Annotated in this window: 23 protein-coding genes; 1 reads left to right on the forward strand and 22 read right to left on the reverse strand. The window is 39.6% G+C overall.

Annotated elements, in window-relative coordinates:
- Positions 1-28: 28 nt before the first annotated feature.
- The 6 genes from QUG14_RS11285 to QUG14_RS11310 form a co-directional block, all read right to left on the reverse strand.
- Positions 29-598: a sulfurtransferase TusA family protein gene (locus QUG14_RS11285; protein ID WP_289340631.1), complete on the reverse strand. Its 570-nt coding sequence runs from the start codon at positions 596-598 to the stop codon at positions 29-31.
- A gap of 53 nt (positions 599-651) precedes the next feature.
- The gene (locus tag QUG14_RS11290; RefSeq protein WP_289340632.1) at positions 652-948 is read right to left on the reverse strand and encodes a rhodanese-like domain-containing protein; all 297 of its coding nucleotides are present in this window, start codon (positions 946-948) and stop codon (positions 652-654) included.
- Positions 949-972: 24 nt separating this feature from the next.
- Positions 973-1,335 carry a rhodanese-like domain-containing protein gene (locus tag QUG14_RS11295; RefSeq protein ID WP_289340633.1) on the reverse strand — a complete coding sequence of 121 codons (363 nt, stop codon included), beginning with the start codon at positions 1,333-1,335 and terminating at the stop codon, positions 973-975.
- 46 nt (positions 1,336-1,381) lie between these two features.
- A complete protein-coding gene (locus tag QUG14_RS11300) occupies positions 1,382-1,861 on the reverse strand; it encodes a DsrE/DsrF/DrsH-like family protein (RefSeq protein WP_289340634.1) in 480 nt (159 codons plus the stop codon).
- Positions 1,862-1,984: 123 nt separating this feature from the next.
- Positions 1,985-2,248, reverse strand: a complete 264-nt coding sequence (locus tag QUG14_RS11305) for a metal-sensitive transcriptional regulator (protein ID WP_289340635.1) — start codon at positions 2,246-2,248, stop codon at positions 1,985-1,987.
- A gap of 303 nt (positions 2,249-2,551) precedes the next feature.
- Entirely contained in the window at positions 2,552-4,501 is a 1,950-nt protein-coding gene (locus tag QUG14_RS11310; protein WP_289340636.1) for a CoA-disulfide reductase, read from the reverse strand.
- A 318-nt stretch (positions 4,502-4,819) separates the two neighbouring features.
- On the opposite strand from QUG14_RS11310, the gene QUG14_RS11315 reads away from it, so the two are divergent.
- Positions 4,820-5,428, forward strand: a complete 609-nt coding sequence (locus tag QUG14_RS11315) for a YdhK family protein (protein ID WP_289344123.1) — start codon at positions 4,820-4,822, stop codon at positions 5,426-5,428.
- 96 nt (positions 5,429-5,524) lie between these two features.
- On the opposite strand, the gene QUG14_RS11320 is transcribed toward QUG14_RS11315, so the two are convergent.
- The 16 genes from QUG14_RS11320 to pdxS form a co-directional block, all read right to left on the reverse strand.
- The gene (locus QUG14_RS11320; RefSeq protein ID WP_289340637.1) at positions 5,525-5,893 is read right to left on the reverse strand and encodes a hypothetical protein; all 369 of its coding nucleotides are present in this window, start codon (positions 5,891-5,893) and stop codon (positions 5,525-5,527) included.
- A 676-nt stretch (positions 5,894-6,569) separates the two neighbouring features.
- Positions 6,570-7,856 carry a Glu/Leu/Phe/Val family dehydrogenase gene (locus QUG14_RS11325; protein WP_289340638.1) on the reverse strand — a complete coding sequence of 429 codons (1,287 nt, stop codon included), beginning with the start codon at positions 7,854-7,856 and terminating at the stop codon, positions 6,570-6,572.
- A gap of 17 nt (positions 7,857-7,873) precedes the next feature.
- Entirely contained in the window at positions 7,874-7,996 is a 123-nt protein-coding gene (locus QUG14_RS11330; RefSeq protein ID WP_289344270.1) for a hypothetical protein, read from the reverse strand.
- The gene (locus QUG14_RS11335) at positions 7,977-9,371 is read right to left on the reverse strand and encodes an amino acid permease (protein WP_483310803.1); all 1,395 of its coding nucleotides are present in this window, start codon (positions 9,369-9,371) and stop codon (positions 7,977-7,979) included. Before QUG14_RS11335 ends, QUG14_RS11330 begins: the two co-directional genes overlap by 20 nt.
- A gap of 394 nt (positions 9,372-9,765) precedes the next feature.
- On the reverse strand, positions 9,766-10,044 hold the full coding sequence (locus QUG14_RS11340; RefSeq protein WP_289340641.1) for a YokU family protein: 279 nt from the start codon (positions 10,042-10,044) through the stop codon (positions 9,766-9,768).
- 2 nt (positions 10,045-10,046) lie between these two features.
- Positions 10,047-11,456, reverse strand: a complete 1,410-nt coding sequence (kamA, locus tag QUG14_RS11345; RefSeq protein ID WP_179602765.1) for a lysine 2,3-aminomutase — start codon at positions 11,454-11,456, stop codon at positions 10,047-10,049.
- A 73-nt stretch (positions 11,457-11,529) separates the two neighbouring features.
- Positions 11,530-12,009, reverse strand: coding sequence for a GNAT family N-acetyltransferase (locus QUG14_RS11350; protein WP_289340642.1), 480 nt, complete (start codon positions 12,007-12,009; stop codon positions 11,530-11,532).
- Positions 11,997-13,517, reverse strand: a complete 1,521-nt coding sequence (locus tag QUG14_RS11355; protein WP_289340643.1) for a M81 family metallopeptidase — start codon at positions 13,515-13,517, stop codon at positions 11,997-11,999. Before QUG14_RS11355 ends, QUG14_RS11350 begins: the two co-directional genes overlap by 13 nt.
- 76 nt (positions 13,518-13,593) lie before the next feature.
- Positions 13,594-15,054 carry an aldehyde dehydrogenase family protein gene (locus tag QUG14_RS11360; protein ID WP_289340644.1) on the reverse strand — a complete coding sequence of 487 codons (1,461 nt, stop codon included), beginning with the start codon at positions 15,052-15,054 and terminating at the stop codon, positions 13,594-13,596.
- Positions 15,055-15,095: 41 nt separating this feature from the next.
- The gene (locus tag QUG14_RS11365) at positions 15,096-16,391 is read right to left on the reverse strand and encodes an aspartate aminotransferase family protein (protein WP_289340645.1); all 1,296 of its coding nucleotides are present in this window, start codon (positions 16,389-16,391) and stop codon (positions 15,096-15,098) included.
- Positions 16,375-17,760 carry an aspartate aminotransferase family protein gene (locus QUG14_RS11370; protein ID WP_289340646.1) on the reverse strand — a complete coding sequence of 462 codons (1,386 nt, stop codon included), beginning with the start codon at positions 17,758-17,760 and terminating at the stop codon, positions 16,375-16,377. Before QUG14_RS11370 ends, QUG14_RS11365 begins: the two co-directional genes overlap by 17 nt.
- On the reverse strand, positions 17,748-18,938 hold the full coding sequence (locus tag QUG14_RS11375) for a thiolase family protein (RefSeq protein WP_289340647.1): 1,191 nt from the start codon (positions 18,936-18,938) through the stop codon (positions 17,748-17,750). Before QUG14_RS11375 ends, QUG14_RS11370 begins: the two co-directional genes overlap by 13 nt.
- The gene (locus QUG14_RS11380; RefSeq protein ID WP_289340649.1) at positions 18,938-19,600 is read right to left on the reverse strand and encodes a 3-oxoacid CoA-transferase subunit B; all 663 of its coding nucleotides are present in this window, start codon (positions 19,598-19,600) and stop codon (positions 18,938-18,940) included. Before QUG14_RS11380 ends, QUG14_RS11375 begins: the two co-directional genes overlap by 1 nt.
- A 1-nt stretch (position 19,601) precedes the next feature.
- The gene (locus QUG14_RS11385; RefSeq protein ID WP_289340650.1) at positions 19,602-20,258 is read right to left on the reverse strand and encodes a CoA transferase subunit A; all 657 of its coding nucleotides are present in this window, start codon (positions 20,256-20,258) and stop codon (positions 19,602-19,604) included.
- 192 nt (positions 20,259-20,450) lie between these two features.
- Positions 20,451-20,780, reverse strand: a complete 330-nt coding sequence (locus QUG14_RS11390) for a DUF3870 domain-containing protein (protein ID WP_289340651.1) — start codon at positions 20,778-20,780, stop codon at positions 20,451-20,453.
- Between the two features lie 204 nt (positions 20,781-20,984).
- A complete protein-coding gene (gene pdxS / locus QUG14_RS11395; protein ID WP_289340652.1) occupies positions 20,985-21,866 on the reverse strand; it encodes a pyridoxal 5'-phosphate synthase lyase subunit PdxS in 882 nt (293 codons plus the stop codon).
- Positions 21,867-22,218 lie beyond the last annotated feature (352 nt).

The following is a 22,218-nucleotide window of genomic DNA, read 5'->3' on the forward strand; positions in this document are numbered from 1 at the left end:
AAAAATATGATTAGTTTACGATTTTATCCTATAGTGTAGTTGTTTTCCCGGACCATTTACTCATTCCTGGTATTACGTTAATAACTTTAGTAAATCCCTTTTCTGCTAGCTTTTGTGCAGCCAGGTCACTGCGGCTTCCTGTCCGGCAAATAACATATATTTCTTTTGATTTATCTAACTCACCTATACGTTTTTCAAGTTCACCCAAAGGAATAGAGATAGCATTTGGAATATGATTAAAAGCATATTCTGCTGTTTCCCTAACATCCAGAACCACAATATTTTCATTTGCAGCAAGTTTCATTTCGAGTTCATTATTATTAACGACATTCTGATGTTTTCTTTCAATTGATTCATCACCAGATGACTTCCTTATATAATGCTTTAATACATCGCCTTCCTCCAACGTGCCTAAATAATGATGACCTGTGCTTTCAGACCAAGCTTTTAAGTCAGCTTTGGACCCCTTATCTGTTGCTTGCACTTCCAATACTTGACCAGCCTCTAATTCACTCATTTTCTTCTTTGTTTTAACAATTGGCATAGGACATGCTAATCCCTTTGCGTCTAATATTACATTAGCTTTCATGTTATTCATTTAATATCCCCCTGTTTTTATACCTATATGGGTATTATTGTGATTAAAAAAATTTATTCTACTTTCCCTTCCCAGGACATCATTCCACCCGTCATATTAATTACATTAAAACCTTGATACTCAAGAAATTGTGATGCCTGACCACTTCTAGCTCCAGACCGGCAAACCATGATATATTCTTTTGATTTATCTAATTCATGCATACGGAACTCCAATAATCCTAAGCGAATGTTTATAGCACCAGGTATCTTTCCACCTGCTACCTCATCTACTTCACGAACATCAATAATATTTAATTCTTTTCCTTCATTTAGTAATTGTTCAACTTCTTTTGCAGTTATTGCTTTCATTTTAACATCCTCCTCTTATTTCTTTTATGACCAAGCATTCATGCCGCCTTTTACGTTTGTTACTTTCATATAGCCTGATTTTTTTAATATCTTACTTGCTTGTGCGCTTCTCATTCCGCTTTGACAAATAACAATGACTTCTTTGTCCTTTGAAAGTTCTTTTTCTGCTTTTTGTGCAAGTAAATTAAGGGGAATATTCTTAAATTGTCTAATGTGATTTCCTTTAAATTCTCCAGGTGTTCTCACATCTACAAACAGTTTATTTTTATCCTTTAATTCATTTTTTAATTCTGCAATTGAAATATTTCGTACACCTTTCGTTGGCATAAAACGATATACAATAAATAATATGAAAAGTGCAATGAATACGTAATTTATATAATCCAAGTCTAGTCCCTCCTATAGTTTTTAGGGAAAATATTCCCCATAAAGATTAAATGAACAGATTGACATTACCATCTTCAGCTTCTGCTAAATATGCTGCAACTCCTGCATATTCGATATTATCTAAAAGCTCTTCTTTTTTAAGACCTAGTAAATCCATCGTCATGGTACATGCGATTAATTTTACATCCTGCTCTTGAGCCATCTCGATTAGTTGAGGAAGAGGAAGTGCATTGTGTTTCTTCATTACCTTTTTAATTAACTTAGGTCCAAAACCTGCAAAATTCATTCTTGATAGACCCATGTTATCAGCGCCTCTTGGCATCATTTTTGCAAACATTTTCTCCAAAAACCCTTTTTCAACTGCAATACTTTCATCTTTTCGTAAAGCATTCAATCCCCAAAAAGTGTGAAAGATTGTTACTTCATGATCATAGGCTGCTGCACCATTCGCAATAATATAAGCTGCCATTGCTTTATCATAATCACCGCTTAATAAGACGATTGTTGTTTTTTTCTTCTCTGTCATTTTTATGACCTCCTATAAATTAATTACCTATACGGGTATATGTTTTAACAAAAAAACATTTCATTTACCTCTACCCCTACGGGTATGATAATAATGAAAATAAAAGAGGGTGTCAACCCTTTTTTATCGACTTTTTACTAATAGGTCTACTGCTTCTTTGATTAATTCTTCTGCACTTCTTTCATGCGTTTCATCTGCTTTTTTAACACACTCGACTAAATTTGAACTTACAATTACTCCTATTGTACGATCAATTGCTGTTCTAGCTGCAGATAACTGAGTAATAACATCTTTACAATCCTTTTCTTCTTCCATTAATCGTAATATTCCTCTAAGCTGTCCTTCGATACGTTTCACCCTATTTTTTATTTGATCATTATAGTCCATGACTTTTACCTCCTTAACAGTTAACTTTTATTCCAAAAGGACTTTCCTTTTATTTACTACTTACAAATGAATGGATAACATTTTACACCCAGAACGGGGAAATATCTTTTAAATAGCATAACTAGTAATACGATTGATGCTAATATTAAATATATCATTTAAGCCTCCTACAAAGAAACAAATTTCAATGACATGCTTAATAATATACCCCTATAGGTATAATGTCAATGTTCAAAAAGATTTTTTCACTTTTTTTACGATAATAAAGCATGACTTCCATCATTAGAAGCCATGCTTTTTCTTTTATTTCTTTTTAATCCAGAATTTTATGAGTTTATCTTCTTGTTCTGTTTTTAAAAGGGTATGTCCTGCATTACTTGACCATGCTGGAAGATCATTTAAAGCACCACGGTCTGTTACATGAAGTTCTATGACTTGTCCGCTTTCCAATGAATCGGTACCTTTTTTTAATTTTATTATCGGCATTGGACACGTTAAACCACTAACATCTACAACAGAATCTACATTTACTACATTTGTTTTTTCTACAACTACCTCTGTCTCACCTAGGTCGTTTGTTTTCGTTTCAATATTTTTATTTATATTGCTTCCATATACAGACGAATAGGTTTTCCAGCCGCCATCCACATTTTTAACATGGTAACCATTATTTTTAAGAATCCGACTTGCTAAATAGCCTCTTAATCCTACTTGGCAGCTTACATAAACTGTCTTATCACTTGGGATTTCAGCTAATTTATTTCTTAGGTCATTTAGGGAGATATTAATAGATTCTTTAATAAAACCAAATTCACGTTCCATTGGTTCACGAACATCGATCAAAAGTCCACCTTCTGATACAATTTGACCAACCTCATGCCATTGGATATGTTCTAATTCACCCTTCATGATATTCGTTGCCACGTAACCTGCCATATGGACTGGATCTTTTGCTGATGAAAATGGCGGTGCATAAGATAATTCTAAATTCGTTAAATCTTCTACCGTTAATCCACCCTTAATAGCTGTGGCAATAACATCAATTCGTTTGTCAACGCCATCTGCACCTACTGCCTGTGCACCAAAGATCTTTCCTGTTTCTTTATCAAAGATTACTTTTAATGCAATCGGTGCCGCTCCTGGATAATATCCCGCATGAGAACTTGGATGAATATGAACAACCTCATAGTTAACACCTAAACGCTTTAATGTTTTCTCATTGGCTCCTGTTGCAGCTACAGTTAAGTCAAATACCTTTGCAATCGAGGTACCTAATGTTCCCTGGTATTTCTCTTTTTTGCCCATCATGTTATCGGCAGCTATACGCCCTTGTCGATTAGCAGGACCAGCAAGTGGAATCATTGATTTTGTACCAATAATGTAATCGACTACTTCTACTGCATCTCCAACTGCATAAATATCTTCATTAGAAGTTTGAAGGTAGTCATTTATAACAATTCCTCCACGCTCACCTAACTCCAGTCCTGCTGTTTTTGCTAATTCATTTTCTGGTCTAACACCGATTGAAAGAATGGTCATATCTGTTTGGATTTCCGTTCCATCTGAAAGGATAATTTTTTTGCCACGATTCGCGAACGATTGAACGCCATTCTCTAAGATTAGATGAACACCTTTTTCTTTTAAATGAGTGTGTAAAATACACGCCATTTCAAAATCAATTGGCGCCATAATTTGATTGGCCATTTCAATTAGAGTAACTTCTATTCCTCTATCAACGAGGTTTTCGGCCATTTCAATCCCGATAAATCCACCGCCGATGACAACCGCCTTTTTAGGATTATTGTTATCAAAATGGTTTTTGATCTTATCCGTATCAGGAATATTTCTTAATGTAAATAAAGTTGTATTTTCATTTAATCCAGGAATAGGAGGGACGATTGGTCTTGCTCCAGGAGATAATAATAACTTGTCATATGATTCTTCATATACTTCGCCGGTTTGTAGATTTTTTATCGTAACGTATTTGTTTTCTGGATTAATGCTCAATACTTCACTTAAGTTGCGAATATCAAGATTAAATCGTTCCGACATTCCTTTTACTGTTTGTACTAATAATTTACTTCTATCTTTAATGGTCTCACCAATGTAATATGGTAATCCGCAGTTTGCAAAAGAAATATGTTCTCCACGTTCCACTAGAACGACCTCTACATCTTCACTGATTCTTCTTAATCTGGCAGCTGCAGTAGCTCCACCTGCAACCCCGCCTACGATGATAACTTTCTTAGTCATAATATATGCCCTCCAATTTGAGTATCTTAGTTTATTATTTCAACACTATCAATCAAGATTCGTTAAAAATTATACCCTTAGGGGTTTATACCTATGTGGGTATTATAACCCTCAAAAAAATAATGGCAAGACTCTATTTAATTTGTTCACAATTCCTTCATACTTACTGCGAAAAGCCATTTTAATATAAAATCACAAAAAATCCTAACACCATTTAGATGTATGTTTTAGAAATGATTAATTGTGCCTAAGCGTTCTGCATATTTTCTTCACATATTTGTTGTACTATGTGGAGGTAATAAGATAAAGGAGGTATTTATAGTGAAAACAAAACTTACTACCCTATTTCTTCTAACCTTGATCCTTGCTGTAATTTTAGCAGCATGTTCCAATGATAGTCAGGAGAACGAACAAGCAAATGTTGAACAGGGTGAGAAAACAGAAGATCAGAAAAATACTAGCAGCGAAGGTCATAATGGTGGCCATGAAGGTATGAATCATTCAGGCTCAGGGGAAGTTCCAAAAGCATTAAAAGAAGCAGAGAATCCTTCCTTCAAAGTTGGTAGTCAAGCTATTATAAAATCTGACCACATGGAAGGAATGAAAGGCGCAGAAGCAACAATCGTAGGTGCTTATGATACAACTGTATATACAATCTCTTACACACCAACAAATGGCGGAGAAAGAGTTACAAATCACAAATGGATCATTCATGAAGAGATTAAAGATGCAATTGACCAACCCTATAAAACAGGTGATGAAGTTAGCGTAAAGGCTGACCATATGGAAGGTATGGATGGTGTAACAGCTGAAATAGATTCCGCTGAGCAAACGACTGTTTACATGGTTGATTTCACTTCAACCACAAGCGGTGAAAAAGTGACCCATCACAAATGGGTAACTGAAAGTGAACTTTCAGCTAAATAAAATTACAAAAGCACCAGTAAATACAAAAATAAACCCTTGTGCTTACTGGTGTTATCCTTTCATTATGAAAATCTAAAAAGCGAAGAGCTATTTATTTTAGGTAAAAATCTTCATTAAGAAATACATAACTCCGCTAAAAAAAACAAGAATTCCAAAGAAAGCAGCAATTCCATTTACTGTTTCCCTTTTTTGCAGTTTTTTGTACTCCTTATAAGTGATTTCGCCTTTTGCAAACCTTACCCCAGTAGGATTAGGCTCAACATTATATTGAGTTCCGTCCTTATCTTCTAGAACTACTTTTGTAATTAATGCTGACCCCTTTATAATGTTATCACCCTGTAAATGAAACCCTAAATTGCTACCTTCAGAATAATCTGCCCTAATAAAATTGTATACAGAATTTTTCTTTATCTTTTCGTACATTTCATAAGCTTGTTGTTCAATAAAATTATTAGGAGCACACACACTTATCACCTCATTTGATTAATTAAAGGCGAGTTGTAAATATATTATAAACAAAATCCAATTTTTCCTTAAACCTAATAAATTTACTCAGACCAACTTTTATTTTATTGTATGGTAATCACTTACAAATTTGACAACATACTAACGCCCTGTTTGCTTTTATATTCTTTCAATAAAACCATCAAACACTAAAAGGCAATAACTCTTCATCTTCATCTCCTCTTTAAATTTCTAGACTCTGTGACTCATTGGCAGGGAGAATAAGTAGCTATTAGCGATTGCTAATGCAAACCTTAGGATATAATATGGCAACATTGCTTTAAAAGATGAATTCTTCCCCATTCTGTATGACAGTTCAGATGTTAGGTTTTTTGATGACCTGTGAGGGGTTCGAACCCCAGGCCTCAACCCTGTCAATGTTGAAAAGCGAATCAGATTCTAACAGCTTTAGTTTGAAAACATTGATATAATAGGCTTTTATTTTTCCTTATTATGTTTTATACAGATGGAATTGGTGGCAGTATGTTTCGTTTTGGCACCAGTCTGCCACCAACTTCCACTAGGTGTTTCCACAGGCCATTAAAACACTTTTCTATTTGAAAAAACAAAAAAACCTTGCATAGATATGCAAAGATCTTTTTGTTTCTAAGGAAATTTAGCTATCAGCTTATAGAATTTATACCCAGCCTCTAAACCTTGATGCTTCAGATATTTTACGAACACCTACTATATATGCGGCTAAACGCATATTAATATTCCATCGCTTGGATGTTTCATAAACATTATTAAACGATTGGACGAGCACCTTACGAAGCTTTTCATTAACTTCTTCTTCACTCCAATAGTAGCCTTGGTTGTTTTGAACCCATTCAAAATAGGAAACAGTTACTCCTCCTGAACTCGCTAAAACATCCGGCACTAACAGTATTCCTCTATCAGAAAGTATTTTAGTCCCTTCTAGGGTTGTTGGGCCGTTTGCTGCCTCGACAACAATCGAAGCTTTGATATTATGTGCATTAGCTGTGGTAATCTGGTTGGAAATTGCAGCTGGAACTAGAATATCACAGTCAAGCTCGAGTAACTCTTCATTTGTAATCGTGTTATCAAACAATGTTGTTACCGTTCCAAAGCTATCTCTACGATCTAATAAGTAATCAATATCCAAACCATCTGGATCATAAAGCGCACCATAAGCATCAGATATCCCAATGACCTTTGCACCTGCATCATGCATAAATTTTGCTAAAAAGCTCCCTGCATTCCCAAACCCTTGAACGACCACCCGAGCTCCTTTGATCGTAATTCTACGTTTTTTTGCAGCTTCCTCAATGCATATGACAACTCCTTGTGCGGTCGCCTTTTCACGGCCATGCGAGCCGCCAAGTACAAGTGGTTTCCCTGTAATGAATCCAGGCGAATCGTATTCACGAAGCCTGCTGTATTCATCCATCATCCACGCCATAATTTGTGAGTTTGTATAAACATCTGGAGCAGGTATGTCCTTTGTAGGTCCTACAATTTGGCTGATTGCCCGAACATAAGCTCTGCTAAGCCGCTCAAGTTCTCCCATTGACATCGTTCTTGGGTCGCAAATAATACCGCCTTTTCCGCCTCCATATGGTAGGTCGACGATGCCGCATTTTAAACTCATCCACATCGACAATGCCTTAACCTCGTCCTCGTCTACTTCTGGATGAAAACGAACTCCGCCTTTTGTCGGTCCAACAGCATCATTATGCTGAGCGCGATATCCAGTGAATATTTTAGTCGACCCGTCATCCATTCTAACAGGCATACGAACAGTCAGCATTCTCAATGGTTCTTTTAATAGTTGGTACATCTCATCTGTATACCCTAATTTATCTAAGGCTTCTTTTATCACAATCTGTGTTGATGTTAAAAGGTTCAAAGACTCATCTGACTTTTGTTCTGTATTGCGCTCTGTTACCCCTACTTCTCCCATATGGCACCCCTACTGTATTAGTTGGAAATCTTAAACAACACTTTTTGAATTCGTTCAATCGGCCAAATTAATTCCTCTTGGCTAATCATGAGTGGCGGAGCAAAACGAATCACGTTATCTCTATTTAGATGATATCTCATCAAAAGAACATTCTTTTAGTGGAACGACCTTCGTTTTATGAACGAGTTTATACCCGATCCATAATCCCAAAAAGATTGGTAAACCAATATAGGACACGGCCACTCCATACCAATCAATCTCACTAGTTAAAAAAGCTTGATAATTTTGACCAAAAATGACAATGACACACATCGCAAAAGCGAGAATCGGACCAAGCGGGAACCATTTTGCTTTAAATTTCAAATCATTTAAGTCCCTGCCCTGGGCCATATATGCTTTTCTAAAACGATAGTGGCTGACTGCAATTCCAAGCCATGCAATAAATCCAGTTAAGCCTGACGCATTTAATAACCATGTATACACTTGATCTCCAAAAATGGACGTTAAAAAGGCCAAGCCTCCGATAATCGTCGTCATGACAAGGGCATTCATCGGAATCCCGCGATCATTTACATTTTGTAAAAATTTAGGTGCCTGACCGTCCTTTGCCATGGACCAAAGCATGCGTGTCGATGCATATAAACCGGAAGTACCTGCCGATAAGACCGATGTCAAAATGACAGCATTCATCACAGATGCCGCAAATGCAATGCCCACTTTCTCAAATACAAGGGTAAAAGGGCTGACAGCAATGTTGTCAACATCCCTGCCCAACAGGTCAGGACTTGTATAAGGAATAATTAGGCCAATGACAGCAATGGCAACTATATAGAATAGAAGTATACGCCAAAATACTTGTCGAATAGCCTTTGGTACGTTTTTCTCAGGCTCTTCACTTTCTCCAGCAGCAATCCCCACGAGCTCCGTTCCTTGAAATGAAAAACCTGCGATTAAAAAAATACTTAAAACGGACAAAAGTCCGCCATTCACAGGAGCATGTCCTACTGTAAAGTTTTTAAACCCGATAAACTGTCCGCCCAGAATGCCGAAAATGGTCAGCAAACCTACTCCAATGAAAACGATGATTGTCACTACTTTTATTAAGGAGAACCAATACTCGGATTCTCCGTAACTTTTAACCGACAATGCATTCAATAAAAAGATTAGACCTAAAAACAGTGTACTCCACACGATGCTCGGTACATCCGGAAACCAGAACTTCATAATAATAGCTGATGCTACTATTTCAACCGCAAGTGTAACAGCCCAGTTGAACCAATAGTTCCAACCGAGCGCAAAACCAAATGCCGGATCAACAAAACGGCTGCCATATGTTGAAAAGGATCCCGAAACCGGCATTAAGGTAGCCATTTCTCCGAGACTTGTCATCAAAAAGTAGACCATGATGCCGATAACTCCATAAGCTATTAGCGCTCCACCAGGCCCAGCTGTTTGAATGGATGACCCTGTAGCTAAAAATAACCCTGTCCCGATTGACCCTCCAATTGCAATCATCGTCATGTGACGTGCCTTTAGATTGCGTTTAACATGACCTTTGCATTCTCTACTATTCTGAACCTTCTGATTATTTTTGTCACTTTTATAGCTTTTGAGTGCTTCCATTCTTGTCCTCCTTCATTTTTGTACGATAAGCATCTATCTAACTTTTTAGAAAGCATTATCCATCTGCTTTTTCGATGTAGGTACTTAGTTGACAAGAAAACGCATACAAATAATCATAATAAATAAACCTCAATCAGTTGAATTATCTTATCCCTACTGATTGGTTGCTAAACTTTCTATTTCTTATGGGCAATTTATCCCTTCATGAGGATGATCGGGATAAATTGTCCATAAGAATAAAATTCATCTCTCGCTTAATATCGAAAAACGAGAGACGGCTTGCTAATTATTTCGAAAAATCAAAGTAGTTTCGCTTCAATAAGCGTGGAGCGGCCATAAGTGTATCATACTTCATACTTTTTTCGAGCTTTGAGCAATCGATTAAAAATAGATGATCTTCAATTTCTTTCACAGTATTATCTGTTTGATAGGTCATACCGCATTCCAAGCAATGAATGGATGGTGTGTCTTGAATTTCGATCGCATTTGTTCCATCTGGAAGTTCCCAATACACTGTGTTGCTCGTTTCACTTGCTGTGTCAGATTCGCACCATTGACAAATCAAAATTATTCCTCCTTTGCTCCCACTGTTTCATATTTCTTCATTTGCGATTGGAATTTTTTCTCTTTTAACTCGTCACGTTTGTCACGTTTATCTTTTAATGAACTATGCTCAGTATTTTCCTTATACGTTTTGCGGCGATCTAACCTTTTTAAGCCTTCAGGAGTAAGGTTAAATTTCGTATCATCAATAATGGATAGGACACCATTACTTTCAAACTTTTCAAACACTTCAGGATATACCTTTTTGTAGTAATCCTCTGCACTGCCTGACTGATAATTTGTTGGTTCTGGATAAGATGTAATCACACCTTCAAAGTTACGTAATACGACTTTATTAGAACTTTGAGAAATGATATAGTTCGGCTGCAATGGAATTTTGCCTCCTCCACCCGGGGCATCAACAATAAATGTCGGAACGGCATAACCCGATGTATGACCACGAAGTCCTTCCATAATTTCCAATCCTTTGCTAATTGGTGCACGAAAATGGCCAATCCCTTCTGATAAGTCACATTGGTAAATATAATATGGACGAACGCGGATTTTAACAAGGTCATGCATAAGCTGTTTCATGATCGGTACACTGTCGTTAATACCTGCCAAAATAACAGACTGATTACCAACAGGTACACCAACATTTGAAAGCATTTCACATGCACGCTTCGATTCTTCCGTAATTTCAATAGATGTATTGAAATGTGTATTCAACCAAACTGGATGATACTTTTTCAAGATATTACAAAGATTTTCGGTAATTCGCTGTGGGAATACGACAGGTGCTCTTGTACCGATACGAATAATTTCTACATGCGGAATCTCACGTAAATTCTTTAAAATATATTCTAAAATATTGTCATTAATAAGGAGCCCGTCTCCTCCGGAAATTAACACATCTCGAATCTGTGAGTTAGATGCGATATAATTAATGGCTGTGTCTAACTGTTTCTTTGGTACACCCATTCCGATTTGTCCGGAGAAGCGTCTTCTTGTGCAGTAACGGCAGTACATGGAGCATTGGTTTGTTACTAGGAACAACACGCGATCCGGATAACGATGTGTTAACCCAGGTACTGGTGAATCTTCATCTTCGTGAAGGGGATCTTCTAAATCATATCTTGTTTTATGCAATTCCGCAGAAATTGGAACAGACTGCATTCGCACCGGACATCTTGAATCATCTGGGTCCATAAGCGATGCATAATATGGCGTGATGTTTAATGGGATTGTTTTTGTTGAGATTAAAACCCCTTCCTCTTCTTCTGGTGTTAAGTTAACTACTTTCTTTAAGTCTTCTAAATTTTTGATAGTATTCGTTAATTGCCAAACCCAATCGTTCCATTGTTCCTCTGTAACATCCTTCCAAAGCTCGATTTCTTTCCAATGTCTTTTTGGTTTGAATAAAGTGTTTCTCATCATAAACTCCTCCTAAAATTAGCCTATTTTTTATCGACCATTTTTAATGATTTCTCCTTCGATCATTACGATATTAGGAAATGAGGTATTCCATATAATAGCGATTTTCCCCTTCGCCAAATTCATCTAATCTTGTCTCTTTTATGACAAACCCTAATTTTTCATATAACTTGACGGCTGCCTTGTTTTTAGTACTGACCGTTAAGCAAACCTTACGAAAACCATCTTGCTTTAGAATCGGATAAATTTCCTGTAAAAATAATTTCCCGATTCCTTTCCCTTGCTGGTCGGAGCGGACATAAAACCCAAAAATGTAGGCTTTCTGAATATCATTGTAAGCTCTCATCACTTCGCAAATTGCAATCGGCCTTGGATCATTTTGCTGCCGGTATTGAATGAGTTTCCCGTAGCGTGTAAGTGGGACAAGGGTTTGTTCATCTACTGCTCCTAATCCCGGAAACGCATCTTGCTCAAGCTCCATCATCATTTTTTGCTGTTCTGGATTCAATGAAGCTGGTACTTCGACATAATAGGTTTTGTTCAAAGTTTCCATTTTTCTGTCCCCCTTAGTTCTACTTCATATTCGATTTCATTCAGCGGCCATATTGGCTTAGGAATGTAACGATACGTAAAAGTTGTTAAACGATTGGATGCAACACCAGGTGCATCCACATAAATGATACGGCCCACAATCGGCTCAAACGCTGCCCGAAAATGATTTTTTGCCTTTAACCCAAGAATTCTCTTTGTCGATGGCTCAAGACCAATATGACGAAACATTTCCGGATCATTTGCTGACATCGGCCTTCCAATGAGGAGGATATCCATATTGCCAACACGTATGTGAGCCGCTCCCTTTAAATCGACTCTTAAATGCTGATTGAACGGTCCAGAATTGTGAAATACACCGTCTGATAAGGCCACTACCGTTGCTTCGACTTGTACGGACTTCCCAAATTCAGGCGATACTTTTCCTCCAAGGGACAACGATACCTTATTTCCGGTTCCCTTCTTGCGGCAGGCCTCAATGGATTCTGGATCGTAGAGCCCGCCAAACAATGTATCCGGAATATCCAGCTTCACCATTTCCCGAAGCAGCTCTGTCGTATCCCCGCTCCCGCAGCTTAAAGGATTATCCGAGATGTCCGCCAGCACGACCGGTTTGTCATCTTCAATCGACATCGCCAAATCGAGCCCTTCTTTTACACCGGGCAAATTCATGATAAATTCTTCTCTTACACTCCAGAACAAGGAAGCCATCTTTTGGGCTGTCTCTTTTCCTTTTTGTGGATTGAGCGAAACAACCAGTACACTTGCACCAACCATAGGAATATCCGAGTAAGGAAAGCCACCAAATACGGACACATTATAAATTTCTTCTTCCTCTTCGGCTTGTTTCGCCCACTCTATCATTTTGCGCATCGGCCCTTCTGCAGTTCTCATATTGATAGAGGGAGGCATCATCGGCAATTTTTCAAAAGAAGCATAATAATGCACACCTTCCTTTAATTGCTTCAATAAAGCCATTGAAGCATGAACTCCTTGTTCATACATATCAACATGTGGATACGTTTTAAATCCAAAATGAAGTGGTGTATAATGAATCATTTTTTCACTTAAATTAGCGTGCATATCCAGTGTTGTCGCAATCGGGACACTCGGTCCGATAAGCTCACGAATTTTTCCTAGTAAATGCTCTTCCGGATCAAATAGGTCCTCCACGACCATTGCCCCATGCAGTGCCAGCAATAAGCCGTCCAGCCGTCCAGCCTCCCGGATTGACTCCAACATTTGCTCTTCGATGATAGAATAGGCTTCTGCTGATACTACGCCCGATGGGACCGCTGCAGCACAAAGCAGCGGTACGATTTCTACATCCCTTTCTTGTTTCAATACATCCAAAAACCCGCCCACTTCCGTTTTAGTGCCCGTATAGGCATCATAAATTTCATCGCCAATAAAGTAGCCTTCATTGCGAAACTGTTCGATTTCAGTCTTCATGGGGCTGAAACTGTGGGATTCATGGTAAAAGAATGCGATACCGATACGATGTTTTCTCATATTCTCCTCCCTCGGATATATGAAGTTATCAAAAAAGAGCCCTGAACTTCCCTGGTGATAAATACATCGGAGTTAGTTAATAATTTGTATAAATCGACTTCCACTCTGTCATGACATCAAATACATGATGGGAAACTTCACGGTGACCGTTTCCGGACATTTTCATACCCCCAAACGCCACTCCCATCTCGGCATTGGATGTTCCGTTATTAATATAGATAAGTCCGCTTACCGCTTCCTTTGCAGCACGGTTCGCATAATGAAGGCTCTCAGTATAAATGGAAGTTGATAGACCATAAATAGTCCCGTTATTTACCTCTATGGCTTCTTCATATGAATCTACTTCAATGATGGCAAGAACAGGGCCAAAAATTTCTTCCTGTGCAATGGTATCATTTGGTTTCACATTCTCAATGATTGTCGGCTGATAGTAATAACCGCCTAATTCTTGGACACGCTGCCCACCTGACACAATTTGCCCACCCTCTTCAATCGCTGTTTTTACATATTTTTCGACTGTATGAAGCTGGTCTTCATTTACGAGAGGGCCCACTTGTTTCCCTTCTTCAAGTCCATTTCCTATTTTCATAGACTTTGTTAATTCAACTAATTTTTGTACGAGCAGTTCCTTTACTGGACTCTCAACGATTACTCGACTTGCCGCTGTACAGCGCTGACCAGTTGTCGTAAACGCTGATTTTACGATTCCGTCTGCCGCCTTGTCCAAGTCCGCGTCCTTCAAGACGATCACTGCATTTTTCCCACCTAATTCCAATGAAATACGTTTTAACGTTTTACTACTCATTTCAGCTAGCTTTTGTCCGACTTCTGTTGAGCCCGTAAACGAAATGATTTTAACATCTGAATGCTCTGCGAGTGTTTGACCAACCGTTCTTCCTGAACCAGTAATTAAGTTCACAACTCCTGCTGGCAATCCGGCTTCCTCTAACACTTCCACAAATATCTTTGCCGATAGCGCAACCTCTGAAGCAGGCTTCCATACGACGGTATTACCAGAAATCAGAGCTGAAAAGATTTTGTAGGAAGCAAGCGCAACTGGGAAGTTCCAGGGGGTTATGCACGCCGTAACTCCAAGAGGCTCACGAACCATTCTTACGTTCCGGTCTGGGAAGCTGGTCGGGACCGTTTCTCCAAACAGGCGTCGTCCCTCACCTGCCATATATTGAGCAGTCGCGATGACCACTCCAACTTCGCCTATAGACTCTGGCAGCACTTTTCCCATCTCCATTGTCATGACACGAGCAAGTTCCTCTTTTCGTCTTTCAAACAATTGGGCTGCTTTCGTTAAATAAACCGCTCGTTCAGGAATGGGAGTGATCTTCCATTGGGAATAGGCTACATTCGCTTTTGCGACAGCCTCATCCACTTGCTCTGTTGTGGCGGCCGCACATATGCCGACAAGTTCCCCCGTTGCCGGATTTAAGCTTTCAAAGTAGGACTGATCAGGGGCACTTACCCATTTTCCATTTATATAAAGATCTCCCTGAAGAATATCTGTTTTGATTTGACTAGACATAACTTGACCTCCTTTTTCGTTGTATTCCGAGGAATCGAAAATTAGTTTCCGGATATTGTTTCTGTTATCACATCTTCTAAAATCGTTAATCCTATATCTAGCACATCTTCTTGAATATTAAGAGGCAGCATTAATCGGATCGTTTGCCCGCTTACACCACAGTTCATAATGAGCAATCCATTTTCCAGTGCTTTCGATTTAATTTTCGGAACAAAGAAAGCAGCAGATTCCGAATCGAATTCGATGCCGATCATCATGCCGACTCCTCTAACTTCAACAATGCCCGGTAAATGTCCAACCGAGTTATGAAGTCGGCCGACAATCTCGGCACCGAGTTTAGCACTGCGTTCAACTAACTTCTCTTCCTCAATGACCTCTATGTTTGCCATTGCCGCAGCACAAGAAACTGGATTTCCTCCAAATGTTGAACCATGACCGGCCGTCGGCCATTTTTCATGAAGCTCACGACTTGCTACAATGGCACCAAGAGGCATGCCCCCAGAAAGGGCTTTTGCCAGTACTAAAATATCAGGAGTCACATTCGCATGTTCTGCTGCGAACATTTTGCCTGTACGGCCAAATCCAGTTTGTACTTCGTCAAAGATAAGCAAAATGCCGTGTTCCTCTGAAATCTTTCTTAACTCCTGCAAAAAGCTTGGCGGTGCTGGATAATAGCCGCCTTCACCCATTACAGGTTCAATGATGATGGCTGCTACTCGCGAAGGATCCACGCGTAAATCGAACAACTTTTGAAGCTGATTCAAGCAATACTCTTCAGCTTCTTCTTCTCTAATGTTTTTCAGCTGGCTGGGATACGGATATGGAACGTGATATACCTCGCCTAAAATCGGTTCATAATAACGACGGTATTTAGAGCTTGATGCCGTAATGGCTGTTGCTCCTAATGTACGACCATGAAACGATCCTTCAAAAGCAATGATGGCGGGTCTGCCTGTGGCGGCCTTTGCTAGTTTAAGTGCACCGTCAATAGCTTCAGCTCCCGAATTGGAGAAAAAGACAGTGTCTAGATTTCCTGGTGTGATATGAGCAAGCTTTTCCGCCAAATTCGCAGCCGTTTCATAATAACCATAGTTCAACCCAAGATGAATCAAGGCTTCAGCTTGCTTTTTAATGGCTTCCACCATTTTCCTGTTCGTATGCCCGACTGCGTTGACAGCCACACCTGAAACGAAATCGATATACTCTTTTCCGTCTGTAGTCCAAAATTTGGCGCCATGCGCTTTCTCAATGACAAGCTCCGTTACCCTTGTCATAACCGGTGATAAATGTTTTTGTGCTTTTTCTTTAATCTCTTCTGTTTTATTTTGTAATTTCATAAATCTCATCCTTTCTTAATTGACCTTTGAATATCGTGAATGATTCATCTAAAATTCTTACAATCTCATCAATTTCTGTTCTCGAAACATTTAAAGGAGGGCTGATGATGAGGTGCTCCCCCTTTGTGCCGTCAATTGAACCGGAACCGGGATAAAAAACCGCACCGAGTTCCATCGCAATTCCATTCAATCTTTCAGCAGCTTTTTCAGATGGATCGAACAACAGATCCTGTTCAGGATCCTTCACAAGCTCCATACCTATTAATAGCCCTCTGCCCCGAACATCAGATATATAAGAATGTTTTTGCTTCAGCTCCATAAGACGTTTGACAAGGTAGGTACCTTGTTTTTTGACGTTTTCCAGCACCATGTCTCGCTCATATACCTCCAATGCAGCAAGACCGGCTGCAACAGCAACAGGATGCCCACTATACGTGTAACCGTGAATGAATTTCCCATCGCTGTTTTGAATGAGCCCATCGATTAACCGATCATGAACGATCATTCCGGCGAGTGGAGCATAACCCGCTGATACCCCTTTTCCGAAAGTGATTATATCAGGCTTGATTCCAATCTGTTCTGTCGCGAAGTTGGTACCAGTACGGCCAAATCCAGTCATCACTTCATCGATAATTAAGACGATTTCATAACGATCACACAGCTCTCGAACTTTCTCAAAATACCCCGGCGGCGGTGGAACCGCACCTTGCTGGCTTCCAACAATCGGTTCGGCAATAAATGCCGACACGTTCTCAGGACCAAGCTCAAATATAGTTCTTTCAATATCCGTTACACATGTCCAGTTTTGTTTAGAGAGACAATCATCTTTTTGACGATCGTATGGACATCGATGGCAGTAAGGAGAATAGACATGGGCATAGTTTAAAAGATTAGGAGTGTATGTATGCCTTCTTTTAACGTCTCCTCCTGCTGATAAAGAACCGATGGTGTTACCGTGGTACGATTGCCATCGCCCAATCACAATGTGTTTTTGGGGTCTGCCGGCGTCCCTATGATATTGCCTTGCCAGCTTCAAAGCACTTTCATTTGCTTCGGAGCCTCCGGTTGTAAAATACACTTTATTTAAATGGTCTGGAGCCATTTTTCCGATTGTTTCAGCCAGTTCATGCAACGCTTTCGTCTCGAAGCGCATTGTATGGACGAAAGCTGCTTTTTTTGCTTGTTCTGCCATGGCCTCTCCTATTGAAGTAATCCCATGGCCCAAGTTGGCTGCAACCGCTCCCGAGCAAGCATCCAAATATTTTTTCCCGTTCTCATCTATGAGATAGACCCCTGCACCGTGGGTAATAATCGGGTACTCCTTTTTTAAATCACGATGAAACACGTAATCTTTTTTTATTCCATCCATCTTTCCACCACCATTGCCAATCCTAATCCACCTGCCACACAAATCGTGGCAAGACCATATTGTCTTTTTTGTTTTTCAAGCTCATGACATAATGTAGTTACGATTCTTGCACCGGAGCACCCAAGTGGATGGCCTAAGGCAATCGCCCCTCCGTTTACATTCACGTTGTCTCCTTTTATGTCCCATTCTTTTAAACAAGCAAGGCTTTGAGCAGCGAATGCTTCATTTAATTCAATCAAATCGATATCTTTCAAACGAAGACCCGCTTTTTTCAACGCAATCTGGGATGCAGGAACAGGACCGATTCCCATTTCTTTTGGTGATACACCCGCTGCAGCAAAGGAACGAATCCTTGCCATCGGGACCACTCCAAGTTGTATCGCTTTTTCTTCCGACATCAACAGCAGCATCGAGGCTCCATCATTTCTTCCGGATGAGTTTCCGGCTGTTACTGTACCATCCTTTTGAAACACAGAACTTAGTGTTCCTAACTTTTCAATGTCCGTCAATCTTGGGTATTCATCTATCGCAAAGTGTCGGATTCCCTTTTTTCCTTCCTTTACCGGAACAGGTATGATTTCTTCTTCAAAGTTGCCCATTTCAATTGCACGTTTCGTTTTCTGCTGACTCGTGAAAGCAAATTCATCTTGTTCACGGCGGCTTATGTTATATTTTTCAGCCAGCCACTCGGCTGTTTGCCCCATCATGAAACGGCCGTATATCTCCTCTGGCTGCGATTTTGGCTGACTCTCCGTATTTGAATCATACAGCGTCATATCACCCATCTTGTTCCCAAATCGAGTCCCGACCGTATAATGAGGTGCTTGTGACATGTTTTCGACGCCTCCTGCTAAAACGACGTCAGCCTGACCAGTCAAAATGGACATCGCTCCGTTAATGACGGCCTGCATGCCTGAACCGCACTGGCGATGAACAGTATAAGCAGGAATCGATTCGGAAAAATGTGCCTGTAATACCGCGACTCTTGCAATATTCGGAGCATGTGCACTTTGCTTTGTTTGTCCGACGATAACTTCATCGACAATATTGGCACCGTAACCGGAAGCAGAAAGATTATTTTTCATGATGAGGGATACGAGCACTTCCGGAGGCGTATCTGCCAGTGACCCACCGAAGCTTCCGATAGCAGTCCTAAATGCATTTACAATTACAACCACTATACAGTCACCTCTTTGTCTTTATTGAAAGATTCAGCAATTTGGAAGGGTGCGTCCGTTTTCTGTTGAATTTCCTCAAGGGAAACTCCAGGGGAAAGCTCAATAAGATGAAGCCCATCTTCCTTTACAGCGAAAACCGCCAAATCGGTAATAATTAAATCCACTATTCGTTCCGATGTGACCGGATAAGTTAAATCCTTGACGATTTTTGAATCTCCTTGGTTAGAGGTATGCATCGTTGTTACAATGACCTTTTTGGAGCCTTCCAATAAATCCATCGCCCCGCCTACACCAAGAACATTTTTTCCTGGTACGGCCCAGTTGGCAATCCGCCCCACTTGATCAATCTGCAACACGCCTAAGATTGAAACGCTTACATGCCCTCCGCGAATCATCGCAAAAGAGGAAGCACTATCAAAAAAGGATGATCCTTCCAATACTGTGACAGGCAGTTTCCCTGCATTGACAAGATTTTGGTCAATATGCTCTTGATCTGGCGTAGGACCTACTCCAAGAATGCCGTTTTCCGAGTGTAAAAAAACTTTAACATTTGATGGAATATAATCAGCCACCAGTGTTGGAATCCCTATCCCCAAATTGACGATATCGCCATCCTTCAATTCCTTTGCCGCTCTTGCAGCAATGTATTGTTTCATATTCAAGCTAGTTACCGCCCTTCACAACTATATAATCAACGTATAAATGAGGGGTCACAATTTCTTCAGGAGAAATTTGGCCAACCTCCACAATCTCGTCCACCTCTACAATAACCACATCCGCTGCTGTTGCCATCATCGGATTAAAGTTTCTTGCCGATTTGTTGTATATGAGATTTCCTAATTGATCTGCCTTTTTCGCTTTAATTAAAGAAAAATTGGCTTTAAGAGCCTCTTGAAATACATACTTTTTACCATTAAGGGTACGCTCTTCTTTGTTTTCAGCGATTTTCGTTCCTACGCTGACTGGTGTATAAAACCCTCCTAATCCCGCCCCGCCCGCTCGAATGGCTTCAGACATTGTTCCTTGTGGGAGAAGCTCTACTTCTAATTCTTTATCCTGATATGCTTTAACCACTTCTGGATTGGATGTAAAATACGAACCTATTGCTTTTTTTACTTGCTTTTGCCGTACTAAAACTCCAAGACCTCTGCCTGGTTCACCAAGGTTATTACTAATAATCTCTAAGTCTTTCACTTCCGACTGAGCCAAAGCGGCTATTAAACTAAGCGGACTTCCTACAAGTCCAAATCCACCTACCATAATTCGAGAGCCGTTTTTAACCTTTTTTACAGCTTCTTCGCATGTAATCAGCTTGCTCATGTTTTTTTATCCCTGCCTTTCCATCGACTTTTGCGGGTGTCAACCGTTCGGTAAAATAAAAAAACCGAGCAAAACATAAATCTCTATAAAGAATGTCGTTTCAACGAACATTCCTTACACAGAGTTCATGTTTGCCCGGTTTTAATAAGACCATGGGAAGAGGTCATCTTCCCACTTTATTATAACCAAACGTTATGTATTCATTTGCTTCACATTATCCCAGTAACGTTGAACTGCAGCTTGGAGAGCCACAATGATCGCTTGCTGGGATGGAGCAAAATAAAAACTTTGAATTCGTTTAATCAGCTGCTCAACACCGTCTTGAAGACAGTAGCCTATCAGCAGTTTTTGAAAATAATTTTTTGTTAGTTCAGCTACGAATGTGAATTCAGCCCCGATAATCTTATGATTTTTCAGATCCACTTCGAGGACAATTCCCGCATGCTTATACATTTCATACATGGAAGTTCCCTGTGGAGCTTTTGCATATCCTGTAACAATCACCGTTTCCAGTGTTTGCATGCCCTAATCCACCCTTCAAAACCCACTGAACACCTTTCTAACACGAGTATACGGGCTAGAATAAACAATGTCAATGTGAATATTTTAAATTTTTAAAAAAGTTAAAGCGCTTTCACTACCAATAAAGAGCTTACAACTATTTTTTTGACCTCTACACAATAAATAATTTATTCTCCCTTGTATGTTATAATCCTTTTAAACTTTTTACCAACCACGTTCCTGCATACGTGCTTCAGGAGACAGAGTTGAAATCTCAATACCTTTCATTGCACTTCCAAGATTTTTTGAAATCTCTGCAATTAGTTGATAATCCTGGTAGTGGGTTGTTGCTTCCACAATAGCCCTAGCAAATTTTGCTGGGTTATCAGATTTGAAGATTCCAGACCCAACAAATACTCCATCAGCACCTAACTGCATCATAAGTGCAGCATCAGCAGGCGTTGCTACTCCACCAGCTGCAAAGTTTACTACAGGCAGGCGTCCATTACGCTTAATCTCTAGAAGAAGTTCATATGGAGCTCCAAGTAGCTTAGCCTCTGTCATCAATTCATCTTCACTCATTGTAGTGACTTTACGAACTTGTGCATTTACCTTACGGATATGACGAACAGCTTCTACGATATTACCAGTTCCCGGCTCTCCTTTTGTACGAAGCATGGATGCACCTTCACCAATACGGCGAGCTGCTTCTCCTAGATCACGGCAACCACAAACAAATGGAACAGTGTAAACTTTTTTATTTAGATGGTACTCTTCATCAGCCGGAGTTAAAACCTCGCTCTCATCAATATAATCAACACCCATTGCTTCAAGAACCCGGGCTTCAACGATGTGTCCGATACGTGCTTTTGCCATAACCGGAATGGAAACCGCCTTCATAACTTCTTCTGTAATTCTTGGATCTGCCATTCTTGCAACTCCGCCAGCTGCACGGATATCAGATGGAACGCGCTCCAATGCCATTACAGCTACCGCTCCCGCTTCCTCTGCTATTTTTGCTTGCTCAGCATTAACAACATCCATTATGACGCCGCCCTTTTGCATTTCAGCCATGCCTCTTTTTACACGATCCGTACCTGTTTTCATTGGTAATCCCCCTTTGATGATTATGAACGTATCAATTTCTTTTAAAAGGAAAATCTCATGTAGTTCATTTGTTATGTTCTTTTATAAATATATAGAAATTTCCCTTTCACCCCCATCAAAAAATGGATACAATACATATTTATCCAAATTTTATTTTCACTTATAAACTTGCAATTACTGTGCCAATAATAAAAACACCTATTTGTGAACTATTTGTGAAAACAGTATGCAAAATTTCTTGGCACTATCATTATTTTTTTGCACTTAAACCGCAAAAATTATATTTCCAATAAAATAGAAAGGGCTTTTTAATTTTATGAAAAATCCTTTATTACAACTGGTACCTTAGAAG

This window comes from Neobacillus sp. CF12, assembly GCF_030348765.1.
In the GTDB taxonomy this organism is placed as follows: domain Bacteria; phylum Bacillota; class Bacilli; order Bacillales; family Cytobacillaceae; genus Neobacillus.